General features: G+C 70.7%; 8 protein-coding genes. 2 read left to right on the top strand and 6 right to left on the bottom strand.

The genetic code is table 11. The features are described from left to right. Positions 1-85 precede the first annotated feature (85 nt). Together AC1DV7_RS10785 and AC1DV7_RS10780 are read right to left on the bottom strand one after the other, a co-directional pair. Positions 86-1,264, bottom strand: coding sequence for a glycosyltransferase family 2 protein (locus AC1DV7_RS10785; protein WP_477597121.1), 1,179 nt, complete (start codon positions 1,262-1,264; stop codon positions 86-88). A 41-nt stretch (positions 1,265-1,305) separates the two neighbouring features. Then, the gene (locus tag AC1DV7_RS10780; protein WP_477597120.1) at positions 1,306-4,785 is read right to left on the bottom strand and encodes a bifunctional glycosyltransferase/CDP-glycerol:glycerophosphate glycerophosphotransferase; all 3,480 of its coding nucleotides are present in this window, start codon (positions 4,783-4,785) and stop codon (positions 1,306-1,308) included. 189 nt (positions 4,786-4,974) lie between these two features. Here AC1DV7_RS10780 and AC1DV7_RS10775 point away from each other — a divergent pair, with 189 nt between their 5' ends. Beyond that, a complete protein-coding gene (locus AC1DV7_RS10775) occupies positions 4,975-6,609 on the top strand; it encodes an ArnT family glycosyltransferase (protein WP_477597119.1) in 1,635 nt (544 codons plus the stop codon). A 28-nt stretch (positions 6,610-6,637) separates the two neighbouring features. Here the strand turns inward: AC1DV7_RS10775 and AC1DV7_RS10770 are convergent, their stop codons facing one another. After that, the gene (locus AC1DV7_RS10770; protein WP_477597118.1) at positions 6,638-7,612 is read right to left on the bottom strand and encodes a glycosyltransferase family 2 protein; all 975 of its coding nucleotides are present in this window, start codon (positions 7,610-7,612) and stop codon (positions 6,638-6,640) included. A gap of 110 nt (positions 7,613-7,722) precedes the next feature. Continuing rightward, positions 7,723-9,300 carry an LCP family protein gene (locus AC1DV7_RS10765; RefSeq protein WP_477597117.1) on the bottom strand — a complete coding sequence of 526 codons (1,578 nt, stop codon included), beginning with the start codon at positions 9,298-9,300 and terminating at the stop codon, positions 7,723-7,725. Between the two features lie 233 nt (positions 9,301-9,533). On the opposite strand from AC1DV7_RS10765, the gene AC1DV7_RS10760 reads away from it, so the two are divergent. Further along, positions 9,534-10,724 (top strand): LCP family protein, encoded by a 1,191-nt coding sequence (locus AC1DV7_RS10760; RefSeq protein WP_477597116.1) that lies wholly within the window; start codon positions 9,534-9,536, stop codon positions 10,722-10,724. 2 nt (positions 10,725-10,726) lie between these two features. Here the strand turns inward: AC1DV7_RS10760 and AC1DV7_RS10755 are convergent, their stop codons facing one another. After that, entirely contained in the window at positions 10,727-12,703 is a 1,977-nt protein-coding gene (locus AC1DV7_RS10755) for a cell wall-binding repeat-containing protein (protein WP_477597115.1), read from the bottom strand. Between the two features lie 66 nt (positions 12,704-12,769). Then, positions 12,770-13,933 (bottom strand): acyl-CoA dehydrogenase family protein, encoded by a 1,164-nt coding sequence (locus AC1DV7_RS10750; protein ID WP_477597114.1) that lies wholly within the window; start codon positions 13,931-13,933, stop codon positions 12,770-12,772. Positions 13,934-13,990: the final 57 nt, after the last annotated feature.

Genomic DNA, 13,990 nt, shown 5'->3' with positions numbered 1-13,990 from the left:
CCGCGCGACATGCCTGCCAACTCGAGACATCGTCGCGTCTCGGACCCGCGCACCGAGAGTACGCCACGCCCACCGTCTCCCAGCATCAGGCAACACCTGCTCGCCGCGCACCTGCCCGACGGCGCCGCCAGCCGCCAAGGGCGCTACGCAGCCAGGACGGGAGGAGGGTCTTCACGAGGCTGCTGACGAGTCGCCGGGCGAGCTTCGGGGCGGGAGACAACGCCAGCTCTCGCTCGATGCCGAAGGACCTGACGATGTCACGCACACGGTCCACCCTGCCCCGGTCGTCCCGGGCCCAGGCGCGCTCCCCACGACGGGCGCGGACCACGACCTCGAGGTCGTGCATCCGGCCGGCCTCAGCGAGCTCGAGGTACAGCCGAAGGGTCGGAGGGAGCGAGACCCGCTGCTCGCGCGACACGTGCGAGGCCACCTGTGCCACGAACCGCAGGTACGCGTCCCGGAACGCGTCGTCGGCCTCGGGCAGAGCTGCGGTGTAGAGCGGCAGGTCGAGCCGCAGCACCTTGAGGTCGTGGTGGGCCCGGGCGTCAGCCAGGTCGTGCTCGGCCAGAAAGCGGTCGACGGCGCTCACGGCAGCGAACCGGTCCGTGAGGTTGGCCAGCTCGTTGCGCCGCTGGGTGATCGAGAGCCCGCCCTGTCGGCTGCGCCAGCGGTAGACGGGGTCGTGCACGACTGCCACCGTGCCGGCGTGGTGCAACGCCGGGATGGTGAAGGGCAGGTCCTCGTAGAGGACGCCCTCAGGAAACCGGAGGCCGTGCTCCTCCAGGAAGGAGCGGCGGTAGACCTTGTTCCAGGCGGTGGTGTCGTAGACCAGCGAGAGGTCCGTGGCGAGCGCCGCACTGGCACCCAGCCCGTCGAGTGCCTGCGAGTGCAGGCCGGATGGCCAGTCGTGGACCCCGTCGGTGCGGTTCACCGCGCCAGTGGCGACGCTGGCACCCGACGCAACCGCACGAGGGACGAGCTCCGCATAGGCCGGCAGCAACAGGTCGTCACCGTCGACGAAGCCGACATACTCGCCCCGGGCGAGGTCGAGCCCAGCGTTCCGCGCCGCCCCGAGGCCCGCGTTGGGCTGGTGCACGACCCGCCAACCCGACCGGTGCGCCGCAGCCCGGTCGCAGATCTGCGAGCTCGCGTCGGTGGACCCGTCGTCGACGATGATGACCTCGGCGTCGGGCGGGACCACCGCGGCGACCGACTCGAGGCATTCGGCGATCCAGGGCTCCACGTCGTAGACGGCTACGACCACTGAAAGGGCCGGCGCGGGCCTGCTCCCGGGAGCGTCGACGGTCACAGGAACTGCCGGATCATGCGTGCCGAGGCGTGGCCGTCCTCGAGCCCCGCGTACTTCTCCCGAAAGACCGCGTACCTGTCGGCGTAGCGGTCGCGGACCTCATCGAGGTGGTGCAGGGCGTCGATGATCCCAGCCGACTCGGCGATGAGCGGCCCGGGGGCATCCTGCTCGAAGTCGAAGTAGAACCCGCGGAGGTTGTCGCGGTAGTCCTCGAGGTCCCAGGTGAAGAACAGGATCGGGCGCCCCGTGTTGACGAAGTCGAACATGACCGAGGAGTAGTCCGTGACGAGCACATCGGCAACGAGGTACAGGTCGCGGATGTCGGGGTACCTCGACACGTTGAGGGCGAAGCCACCGAACATCGAGGCATCGATGGCGGAAGCCACCAGCTGGTGACCGCGGATCAACAGGACGCTGTCGTCGCGGAACTCCTGGTGGAGCCGCTCGAGGTCCAGCTTCATCGTGAACTGGTACTGCCCGGTGGCGTCATAGTCGTTGTCCCGCCAGGTGGGCGCGTACAGGATCACGCGCTTGTCCTCGGGGATGCCCAGGCGCGCCCGGACCAGCTTGGCCTTGCCCTGCGCGAGCTCGGGGCGGTGGAAGATGTCGTTGCGCGGGTACCCGATCTCGAGGACCTCGCCGTCGTACCGGAAAGCCCGGCGCAGGATCTCGGTCGAGAAGGCGTTGGGCGAGACGAGTGCGTCCCACTTGGTGACTTCGTGGGCGAACTGTTTCAGGTAGTTCTTGTTCGCCATCTGCAGGTTCTCGATGTCGAAACCGATCCTTTTCAGCGGTGTCCCATGCCAGGTCTGGGCGTACCGGGTCCCCGGTCGCTTGACGTAGTGGACGGGCATCGAGTCATTGCTGATGACCCACCGCGACCGAGCCAGGTGCCGGTAGTAGTCCCGGCTCCCGGTCACCACCCGTGTGGCTCCCTCCGGTACCTCCACGGAGAGGTCCTGGACCGCCCAGACGCACCGGCGTGGGTCGCCCTGGCGCTGCAGCTCCTCATAGATGGCACGAGGGTTGTCGGAGCACTGACGGCCGCGCCACGACTCGAAGAAGATGGTGTCCTCCAACGGCATTCGCTGCTGGAGTCGGTACCAGTAGCGACGGTTGCGCTGTCGGTGCAGGGCTCCCCTGTCGCGGTAGTCGCCGAGGGCGTCGACCGAGAGGAGGAGCTCATGGGCGTCGCCCGCCCGGAGCAGGTACGTCAGGCCGTCCACCGCACCGGCGTCGCCGAACAGCGCCTGCGCCGTGCTGGACGTCCGCACCACGCGTTCGCGCTCGCCCAGCTCGTCCGTGGTGACGGTCCATGTCCACAGGCCGTCCTCCAGGGCGCGGAGGCTCGGCAGGCCCGGCTCGGCGTGTCCGGGGAGGGTGGCGGACCATGAGTCGCCGTCCACCGAGACCGGGAGCACGTGCCGGTCGCCACTCGGGGCGGTCAGTGTCAACGAGTCGATGACAGCGCCCCCAAGGTCGCCCTCGACGTGAAGCCCGTCGCCAGCCCAGGCGAACGACGTGAGCACGGGTCCCGGGCGCGTGTCGAGGATCGTAGCTCCCCCCGCCGCCGACTCCCGGACCTCCAGCGATCGCCCGCGGAGCACGAGGAACATGTCCTCGCTGTCGGGTGCAAGGTGCACCAGTCGCTGGGGTTCGGAGTCCGCCGGTGCCTCCGACCGGGTCAGGCCGATGATCCACTCACGCTGCGAGAACGAGGTGCTGTGCACCTCGAGGTCGTGCGCGCTGACAACCGCGGTGGCGTGTTCCCCCTCAAGGCGCAACGGGACGACGCGCCCCCGCAACGCGTCGGTCCTCCGAAGGAAGAGCGCGGCGTGCTGGTCCCACCCGCCCGTCGTGGAGCGCAGGGTGAAGCGCACCCCGTCTCCCTCCACGACCACCGACTCCAACAAGGCGTCGACGCGTTCGACGGCCACGACGAACCGCCGATCTTCGAACTTCGGCAAGGCGAGCTGGTCGGGCGCCACCAAGCAGCGACGAGGGTGCCGACCAGCCCCGAGCTCGGGATTACCCACGCTGGAGCCTCGCCGGGCGGACGGCGCAGCCACCTGGGCCACGAGCTCGAAACGGGCTGAGTCCGTGCCCGGGGGCAGGAGCAATTGGGATGCCGGGATCGTCGCCCTGAAGCCGGCAGCGTCGTAGGAAACCGGCATGCCGACGGTACGCGCCGTGAGGTCCCGGCGCCGGACCCGACGGGCTCGGACCCGTTGGGGCCGGCCGGGCGCATCGAGGCGACGCAGCTGGAAGCGGCGGATCGAGGATGTCGGCGTGGCCTCGGGAACCCGGTGGATGAAGGCGTGCCCGTCCACCACCAGGGCGTCGCCCCGCCAGCCGACGTCCCGCACCCCGGTCCGCAGTGGTTGTGATCGGGTCACCTCGTAGACCGACGCCGGGACTGCCTTCGACTTGTCCGTCCGGAACGGCAGGTCGGCGTAGAGCCGCACTCCCTGGCGGACGAAGTGCCCGCGGTTGGCGGGCACGCGGTAGTAGTCCTGCAGCTCCAGCAGTTCGGCCGACATCCCCCGCCCGATCAGGTGGTACTGCAGGCGCCGCAGCGGCGGGACCTTCGCCAAGGTCGAAGGTGCGACGGTGTCGAGGAACTTTCCCACCAGCGAGATGACCGCGCCCCGGAACTCGTCGCTGCCCTCGTGGAACACCTCGAGGAACAGGGGAATGTCGACGGTGAGCACCTTGAGGTCGTGGAGCTTCTTGCCCGCATCGTCACGTCGCCCCAGGAGGAAGTCGTTCACGGACGAGACGGCAGCCATTCGGTCAGCGAGGTTCTTCACCTCGGTGCGCCGCTGCGTGATCGACTGGACGGCCGTCTGGCGTTCGCGCCACAGGTAGACCGTGTCGGTCAGGACGTCGACCGAGCGCGCGAGGAAGTGGGCGGGGAGCGTGAGCGGGATGTCCTCGTAGTACACGCCCTCGGGGAACCGGAGACCGTGCTCGAGGAGGAAGGACCGGCGATAGACCTTGTTCCAGGCGGTCGTGTCGTAGATCAGCTCAGGACTCTGGCTGATGTGCGTCCGCATCTGGGTGCGCAGGATCGCTCGGCGGTGCAGCGGCGACGGGAACGTCGTGGCACCGTCGAATCTGAGGACGGCACCGCAGACCAGGTCGGAACCGCTCTCCGACACCGCGTGCAGCATGAGCTCGTGGGCGTCCCGCGGGATCAGGTCGTCGGAGTCGACGAACGTCACGTATTCGGCGGTGGAATGGTCGAACCCGATGTTGCGCGCGCGACCCAGTCCGCCGTTCTCGACCGTGATCAGGTGCCAGTTCTCGCGCGCCGAGGCGAAGCTCGCTGCGATCTCGCCGGAGTTGTCGGTGGATCCGTCGTCGACGAGGACGACCTCCATCTCCTCGAGGGTCTGGCTGGCCAGGGACTCCAGGCAGGCTCCGAGGTAGTCGCTCACGTTGTAGATGGGCACGACGACACTCAGGGAGGGCATGGAGAGATCCTTTCGAGGGGCCGAACGTCATGCTATGGGCTCACCGAGCGGGCTCACGAATTCCGCTCGGCGCCCCCGGATCGGCGCCCACGGGAACGCTCGCGGGTTTCGTCGCGGCGGTCGGCACACCGTACGATGGGGCGGGCAGTTCCCCAGCGCGCCGTGCGCTGGTCCGCACGAAAGGGCCTCATGACCACTCTCGACGTGGGCCGGGACTCGGCCCAAGGACACGGCGCCGCGAGCCGTGACACCCCGAGGCGCAGGGACTGGCTCAGCGGACGGGCTCCCACGAAGGGCGACTTCGGCATCGCGACGGCCCTCGGCCTCGTCGTCATCCTGGTCGGGTACCTGTTTCGCTCCATCGTCGTGCCCACGGACCCATGGCACTACGTCATGGCCGGGATGCACTTCCCGGCGAAGGGCTGGGTACCCCTCGGGTACACCCGGTACGGCATCGTCCTGGCCAACCTGCCCACGGCGCGGCTGTTCGGCAACGCACCCATCAGCTACTACTTCTGGCCGTTGCTGTCCGCCGGCGTCCTCACCACGACGGTCGCCCTGATCGCCCGACGCTTCTGGGGCTGGACCGCCGCAGTCGTGGCGATCGTCCTGCTCGTCTCCAACCGGGTCTTCTTCTACAACCTGTCGCGCGGCTACCCCGACATCATGTCCATGGCGATCCTCACGGCCGCCGTGCTGCTCGCGCTCATCGCCCGCGACCGGCTGGTGGCCCGACGTCGTGCGTACCCCTGGCTGCTCGCCGTGGGCTTCCTGCTGGGGTGGAGCTTCGAGGTGAGGGAGTCCGCCATCGTCGTGTGGCCTCTCGTGGCCGTGATCCTGTGGCGGCGTGGGAGCGTCCTGCGCAGCGCGGCGTGGGTCGCCGCGCCGGTGATGCTCTGGGCCCTGCTCGACGTGGGCATCAGCTGGGCCTTCTACGGTGACCCGCTCCTGAAGATGCACATCCTCACCGGGATGGGCGACAAGCCAGCCACCGAAGCGGTCGCAACACCCTCGATCGCCGAACACCGATGGCTCGTGGGACAGCCCCGCATGGTCTACCTCATGTTCGTCATCAAGGCGGCGCTGAAGACCGCCGGCGGTATCTGGATGGTGGCGGTCGGCGGCCTCGCCCTACTCGGCCTGGTCGCCCGGAACGGGCCGCTGCGGTTGATGTCGGCCTGGTTCGTCGGTGTCTACCTGTTGACGGTGGCTCCGACGGGCCTGATCGACCCGTGGCAGCCTCGCGCACGGATCGACGTGGAGCGGTACTGGATCCCCTTCTTCCCTCCGGCCGCGCTCGCCGTGGGTGGGCTCGTGGCCGTCCTGGCCGGGTGGCTGGTGGCCAAGACCCCCTTGCAGCGGTCCGGGGCTGCGTGGCGCGCGATTCCGTCCGTAGCCCTCGGTGCACTGGTGTGCTGGGGTCCCGTGGCCTTCGTGACCGACTACGCGACCACCAGCCCTGCCTTTGCCCCGAACGGCGCGGCAGCCCTCGAGGAGCTGCGTGACCACCTTCGCGGCAAGGACGCCAAGGCACCTCGCGTCTGGACCGACTGGGAGACCAAGCGCATCCTTCCCGCCTACCAGCGTGACTTCTTCGGTGGCGACAAGGTTTGGTCAGGCGATCCCACGAGTCTCACCGGGACCACGAAGCAGCCCGAGCCCGGCGACTTCGTCGTGCTGTTCAGCAGGAAGTCCCAAACGTGCCAGTTCTGCCAGACGGCATTGGCACCGTGGGTGCGCGATCACCCGGAGGGTCCCCCCGCCAACTGGGTGCTCGACTACACCTCACCGTCGAAGAACCTCGAGTTCTACCGGGTCCGGTAAGGCGCGGGAGCGGCCTGCGCGACGCAGCTCAGTCGTCGATCCGGACCGTGCTCGTCAGGAAACCCCAGCCCCAGCACAGGTGCATGGTGGGCAGCACCACCGGCAGCCAGAGCCGGTCGGCGGGCCGCAGCCGGGCGTCGTGCACGGTGAGGCCCCCGATGGTGGTCAGGACGAGGTAGCCCGCCGGCGCCAGCCACAGCGGCCACCACACGAACCCGCCGACGAGCCCAGCCGCCACGCCCACCAGCGCTGCCGGTGGTGCGAGGTACCGGGCGTTGATCGTCCCGGAGTGGGTTCGTGCGACCACCCGGCGCCACCGACCGTAGTCGCGGTACTGCCGGGCGAGGGCGGCCAGCGTGGGACGCGGGCGGTAGGCCACCCGGAGCCGGGGCGAGAACCAGATGAGGCCGCCGGCCTCACGGATCCGGTGGTTGAGCTCCCAGTCCTGTGCGCGGACGAAACGGCGGTCGTACCCGCCCATCCGGGTCAGCCAGGCCCGGCGGAACACCCCGAGGTAGACCGTGTCGGCGGGTCCGGCGTCGCCGCCGGTGTGGAACCGGGCAGCCCCCACCCCGAGCCGTGAGGTCATGGCCGCGGCCACACCGCGCTCGAACGAGGTGACCCCCTCGGCATCCATCAGGCCCCCGACGTTGGCGGCGCCGGTCTCGGCCAGGAGGGTGACTGCGGTACGCACGTAGTCGCGGTCGAGGACCCCGTGCCCGTCGACCCGCACCACGACGTCGACCTCGCCCAGGGCACCCAGGGCGGCGTTGAGCGCCTCAGGGGTCCGGCCGGACGGGTTGGCGACACTGCGCACGCGCGGCTCGCGCTCGGTGATGCTGCGGGCGATCTCATCGGTGCGGTCGTGGCTCGGCCCGAGCGCGAGCACGAGCTGCACAGGACCGGCGTAGTCCTGGCCCAGCACGGCGTCGACGGCCTCCTGGAGGTGCCGTTCCTCGTCGAGGATGGGCATGACGACCCCCACGCTGGGCAGGGCAGGCAAGGCAGGCAGCAGAGCGGGTTCCGGCTCGGCGACGCCTCGGGCGTCTTCGCCTGGTCCGGCGCGATCGGCGGGTTCGCCGGGTTCGACGGGTTCGTTCACGGGGGCGCTGGTCATGAGGATGACGAGCATACGGAGGAGAGGTCGCTCTCCGCCGCGTTGCCGGCCGCCTTGGCCGGGTCCTGCACCGCCGTGCCGGGCTGGGGCCTGGGCTTGGTGACCTTCGGTCGTGGGGCCCTCGTGGCAGAGGCCTTCGTGGCCTTCTCCCCCGACTTCTCGGACGCCGCGATGGTCGAGCGCACGGTCGAGGTCACGACCGAGGCGTCGTAGTCCCACGGCTTGATCAGCGGCGGGACGAAGTTGACCCCGCGGATCTTCTGGGAGCGGGTCTTGATGGCGAGGTCGGCGAACCGTCCCAGCTCGGACTGCGGCAGGTCGGTCTCGACGAGGCCGGAGCTGGCCGAGGCGATCTTCTGGAACCGCAGCAACACCGTCTGCGGGTCGAGCTGCCCGGCCATCGCCGTGATGACGCAGCGCTGCCGGGCCATCCGCTCGTAGTTGGTCGAACCCTGGCGCGAGCGGGCGTACCAGAGCGCGTGGTAGCCGTCGAGGTGCTGGCGCCCCGGCTCGATCCACCCGACGATCCGGGAGGTGCCGCCACCGATCGGGGTGCGGTGCTTGACCGTGAGGTCGAGGCCGCCCACGGCGTCGACCATCTTGCGGAAGCCCTTGAGGTCGACCATCACGTAGTAGTGCACGTCGAGCCCACTGAGGGCCTCGACCGCCTCGCGCGTCGCCACGACCCCGGGGTTGCGGGTGCCCGCGGGGAACATCGCCGCGTGCTCCTGGCCCCACGTGTAGAGCCCGTTGAGCAGGCACTCGTCGCCGCAGTTCCACCCTTCGGGCATCAGCCGGGCCATCGTCGACCCCGGGCGGAAGTTGATGTTCTCGGTGTCGCGCGAGAAGCCGAAGGTCACCGCGCGTCCCGTCTCCTCGTCGAGGCTGACGAGCTGGATGCTGTCGGGGCGCGTGCCGACGCGGTCGCGCCCGGAGTCTGCGCCGAGCAGCAGGATGTTGTACCGCCCGTTGGTCGACGCGATGGCATCGCCACCCTGGAACATTGCCCCGAGCGCCTGCCGTCCGGCACCCACGGTCTGCGCGGCATACACCAGGCCTCCCGAGGTGACCACGAGCAGCGCGGCCGTGATCCCCGTGAGCCAGCGGCGCGACGCGGCCACGAGGCCGCCGGGCCGGCCGAGCCGCCACGCGTCGACGAACAGCACGGCCCACAGCACCGCGAACCCGGTGAGGGCCCACTGCAGCCCCTGCAACAGCCAAGGGCGGCCGACCAGCCCGAGGGCCGTGGATCGGCTCACCAGGAACAGGAGCCCGACGGCGAGCACGAGGGCGAGCATCGAGAGCCACACCCGCAGCCCCAGCCGGCCGAGCCGCCGGTTGCCGGCCACGAGCTGGGCCGCGCCCGGGAGCACTAGCGTCAGGGCCACCAGGGTGAAGGCCCGCCGACGCCGCATCCGCGAGCTGGCCGGGGTGGTGTCGCCGAGTCGGCGACCGCTGCCGCCCGAGACGTAGACCGCGTCGGCGTCCGAGGGCCAGCCTGCGGTGGCCGGACGGGCCCGGGTCGCGCCCCGCGGGGTCGCTGATCCCCGGGCTTCGACGGTCGGGCGGCTCATGGTGGACCAGTATGAGACGCACGAGGTGTGATTCCTGTGACGCGTGGGGCGTGTCGCGGGGCGAGTCGCGGGTGTGTCGCGGGGTGTCTCACGGGCACGTCGGGTGGCGTGCCGTGGGCCGTGCCGTGGGGCGCGTCGCGGAGGCGGCCCACCGCGGTCGTCGTCCTCCGCCGGGCGACTCGCACCCGTGCTGCGTTTTGCCACCGCCCACCTCGTCGCCTCAGACTTGCGCCATGACCGGACGTCCCGCAGGCCCCGACGACGCGCGCCCCATCCCCCAGCGGGGCACAGGTGGCCAGGGCGGAGACGAGGCTGGGGCGGGCGACGACGTCTACACCGTCGACGTGCGCGGACGAGGGCGCGACCGGACCGCGACCGCGCCGCCCCGGGCACCCGGCCGCACCAGTGGCCGCTCCGGCTCAGGCTCCGGTGAGCCGCGGCGCCGACGCCGTTTCCCGGTGGTGCGCCTCATCCTGCTGCTGGTCGCCGCATGGGTCGCGTTCATGGTGTTCACGCCGCTGCACGCATGGAACTCCGTGACGAAGGTCGACACGACGCCCGCCGGCAAGCGCCCCGCCGAGACCAAGGGCTTCACGTACCTGCTGGTGGGGTCCGACAGCCGCGAGGGCCTGACCGCTGCGCAGAAGAAGGAGTATGCGACCGGCAACGCCGAGGGTCGTCGCACCGACTCCATCATCCTCGTGCACGTCTCCGAGGGCGGCGGCAAGCCTGCCCTCGTCTCGATCCCCCGCGACTCCTACGTCCCCATCCCGGGCCACGGCAGCAACAAGATCAACGCCGCCTTCGCGTTCGGCGGCCCCAACCTGCTGGTCCAGACGATCGAGCAGGTCACGGACCTCCACATCGACGGCTACGTCGAGATCGGCTTCGCCGGGTTCGCCTCGGTCGTCGACAGCGTGGACGGCGTCAACCTCTGCGTGCCGTTCACCATGAACGACAAGAAGGCCGGCATCAACCTCAAGAAGGGGTGCCAGGTCCTCGACGGCAGGAACGCGCTCGGCTTCGTCCGGGCTCGCTACTCAGACCCCCGCGGCGACATCGGTCGCGCGGAGCGGCAGCGGCAGTTCCTCGCCGCGATCATGAAGAAGGCCGCGACCCCGTCCACCGTGCTGGTGCCGACGAGGTACTGGCGCTTCACCCACGCCTCGGCGCACGGCCTGATCGTCGGCGAGGACACCTCGATGCGGGACGCCAGCCGGGTGCTGCTCGCGATGCGCGCGGTGTCCAACGACCAGGGCCTCAGCCTGGTCGTGCCGATCCAGAGCCTCAACTACCAGACATCCGCCGGCAGCTCGGTCAAGTGGGACACCCAGCGCGCCAAGGCGCTGTTCACCTTGCTGCGCAACGACAAGCCGCTCGAGGCCCCGCCCGCGGGCACGGACGGCAAGCCCACCGGCGGCTAGCGTCAGGGGCCGCAGGACTCCGCGGTGGACACAGCCCACAAGGTCAGCTGGCCGACGTCCGACGCCTCCCGTTGGGCCGCCAGCACCTGCCGATCCGCAGTGATCAAGGCCGAGCTGCGGTACCCGCAGGCAAAGGGCAGGAGCCTGGTGTAACCCATGGCGTCGTCGAAACGACGCGCTGCCACATCGGGGTGCTGCCACCCACCGGGCATCACGGCGCCGATTGCTGCCTGGCCTGCGGCGGGGTCGAGCACCAGCTGTGCGTCGATCATCGCGGCGTTGTGGTTCCAGTCCTGGCGACGACTCCGGCTCGACGACGCGTAAGGCCACCAGCCTGCGGTCTGCAGCCGTGCGTCGTGGGCGTACAGCCGAGCCGACATCTCGAGCTGCCCCGGACGGCGGACACCTGCATCGTAGGCTGCCTTGAGGAACCAGGCCGCAGCCATGTTGACGTTGTAGACGCAGATGCGGCGGTCGCTCGAGCGTGGCGAGTAGCCCAGGCAGTCCGGGTCGCCCACCACGCTCGGCCACCCCAGGACGAGGTCGACGAGGGCCGCGACCTCGGCGTCCCCGACCACGCCCGCTGCGCGCGCGTGCAACAGGGCACGACCGACGTGGTCGGTCACGGTGACGAGGTAGCTGGTCGACGCCGGGTTGACACTGCCGTCGGCGAACGCGTCCCACGCGACGTCGAGCCCATAGCCACCGTCCGGCTTGCGGGCAGCCCGCACGCGTTGGAGCTGGGTGGCAACCTCGGGATCCGCCCAGCCGTAAAGCGTCGCCAACGAGCTCATCTGGTACGCAGCGTCGAATGCCGTGTGCACTCCGCCCAGGCCTTGCTGCCGGGCCAGCGCGTCGAGGCTGAGCTGCACCCACGCGCCCACCACGCGCAGCCGTGCCACCTCCGCCGCCACGACCGACCGCCCGCCCTTGCGCGCTGAGGTCAGCAGCATCGGAGCCTGCTGGGCGGCGGCGGCAACCCCGCCCACGAGGGCGTCGGGGAACGCAAGGCCCGTGGCGACGAACGCCCCTCCGGCTGCCCTGGTGCGCGCCAGCAGCGCGGCGAGCGCAGCGGACGTCGCGTAGCGGTCGACGCCGGCTGCTCGTTCGGCGCTGCGACCAGCGGCCGACTCGGCGGCGGACTCGGCGGCCGGCGACACGACGGCGAAGCCACCTGCGATGACCAGACGGGTGGGTGACAGGCGAGTGAGCTCGCTGCGGGCGGCTGCACTCAGCTGGTCGGGCGTCGTGAGCAGGACCGGCCCGCCGAGAGCGGCGGCCACCGGCCCCGAGGACACGCCGTCAGGGAAGTCGCCCCCCGACGCCAGGACGGCTCCGACTCCGCGGGGGAACTGTCGCGAGACGACGCTCGCTGTCGTGTACCGATCCGGTCCCTCGAGCCGGCGAACAGTGACAGCCGCGCCACCGGCAGCGGACCGTGCAGCCGCCAGGACTGCTGCCGACACCGCTCCGGCACCGCCCACGACGGTGATCCTGCGCGGCCGGAGACGGGTCAGCTCATCGGCGACCACCGCAGGCAGCCGGCCCTGCTCGGTGAGCAGCAGCACTCCGGAGAGCCTCGTCGCGAGGGGTCCGGCAGCCAGCGCGTCGGGAAACGCTGCGCCGGTGGCCAGGACGACCTCGGGCGACCCGGACGGCGCGAGCGACCTGGCCACGGCGACGGCCGTGGAGTATCGATCCGGCCCGGCGAGCCGCGTCACGGGGGCACCGGAGACGCGTGCGAGACGGGCAGCCTGGTCGGCGGTGACCGCGTCAGCCGTGCCGAGTAGCGTCGTGCGCAGGATCGGCGCGGTCGAGCGCCCCAGGAGACCCGGACCAGTCCGCTCGGCCCACGGCGCCTGGGTCTGGGCCTGGGCCTGGGCGACCGGAGCTGCACCGAGGGTGGTTGCCGCCGTCGCGAGGACGGCGCCGGCCACCGGGAGCCGCCGCGTCCAGGCGCCCAGGAGCCCCCTCTGCACCCCGGCACCCTACCCCGCGGGCCGCCATGTCGCGCGGAATCGACCTGGTGCTCCGAGGGTCGGGTGCTACCTGAGCAGCTGGCGGGCCATCACCATGCGCTGGATCTGGTTGGTGCCTTCGTAGATCTGGGTGATCTTGGCGTCACGCATCATCCGCTCCACGGGGAAGTCGCGGACGTAGCCGGCACCGCCGAGCAGCTGCACCGCATCGGTCGTCACCTGCATCGCGACGTCGGATGCATAGCACTTGGCGGCCGCCCCGAAGAAGGGCAGATCCTTGTCGCCACGCTCGGACCTGGCCCCGGCTGCATACACCAGCTGGCGGGCGGCCTCCACGGCCATCGCCATGTCCGCGAGCATGAACTGCACCCCCTGGAACTCGGCCACGGCCTTGCCGAACTGCTTGCGCTCCTTGACGTAGGAGACCGCGAAATCCAGCGCGCCCTGGGCGATGCCGACGGCCTGCGCGCCGATGGTGACGCGGGTGTGGTCGAGGGTCGTGAGCGCGATCTTGAGGCCGTCGCCGACCTCACCCACGACGCGGTCGCCGGGGATGCGGACGTTGTCGAAGTGCAGCTCGCGGGTGGGGCTGCCCTTGATGCCGAGCTTGCGCTCCTTCTCGCCGAAGGTGAAGCCCTCGTCGGACTTCTCGAGCACGAAGGCGGTGACGTTGCTGCCGCGCTTGCCGTCGGGGTCGGTGACGGCCAGCACCGTGTAGTAGTCGGAGACGCCGGCGTTCGTGATCCACGACTTCTGGCCGTTGACCACCCAGTCGTCGCCGTCGCGGCGGGCGCGGGTCTTCATCGCCGCGGTGTCGGACCCCGCCTCACGCTCGGACAGGCCGTAGGAGAAGGTCGAGCGGCCCTCGGCCACCGGCGGCAGGTAGCGGCGCAGCACGTCGTCGCTCGCGGCCAGGATCAGCGGCATCGTGCCGAGCTTGTTGACCGCGGGGATGAGGGACGCCGAGGCGTCGACGCGGGCCACCTCCTCGATGACGATGCACGTGGCGAGCGCGTCGGCACCGACCCCGCCGTACTCCTCGGCGATGTGCGGGGCGAAGAAGTCGCTGGCCACGAGCGCGTCGTGCGCCTCCTGCGGGTAGCGGGCCTCCTCGTCGACCGCGGCGGCGTAGGGCGCGATCTTGTCCTCGGCGACCGCGCGGACCGCGTCGCGGAGGGCCTCGTGGTCCTCGGAGATCCTGAACAGGTCGAAGTCCTTGTTGCCGCTCACAGTGGGTCAGGTTACCCGTTGGTATGCCGCGTGGGCACCGCTGCCGGGTGTGGCGCC

It is taken from the genome of Pedococcus sp. P2_E4, assembly GCF_056403935.1.
The sequence above is the reverse complement of the archived record's forward strand: the minus strand, read 5'-3'. Positions and strand labels throughout refer to the sequence as shown.

Coding starts and splice junctions, on each gene's coding strand:
- AC1DV7_RS10780 (WP_477597120.1), bottom strand. CDS start 4,785: ATGCCCTCCCTGAGTGTCGTCGTGCCCATCTACAACGTGAGCGACTAC.
- AC1DV7_RS10775 (WP_477597119.1), top strand. CDS start 4,975: ATGACCACTCTCGACGTGGGCCGGGACTCGGCCCAAGGACACGGCGCC.
- AC1DV7_RS10765 (WP_477597117.1), bottom strand. CDS start 9,300: ATGAGCCGCCCGACCGTCGAAGCCCGGGGATCAGCGACCCCGCGGGGC.
- AC1DV7_RS10760 (WP_477597116.1), top strand. CDS start 9,534: ATGACCGGACGTCCCGCAGGCCCCGACGACGCGCGCCCCATCCCCCAG.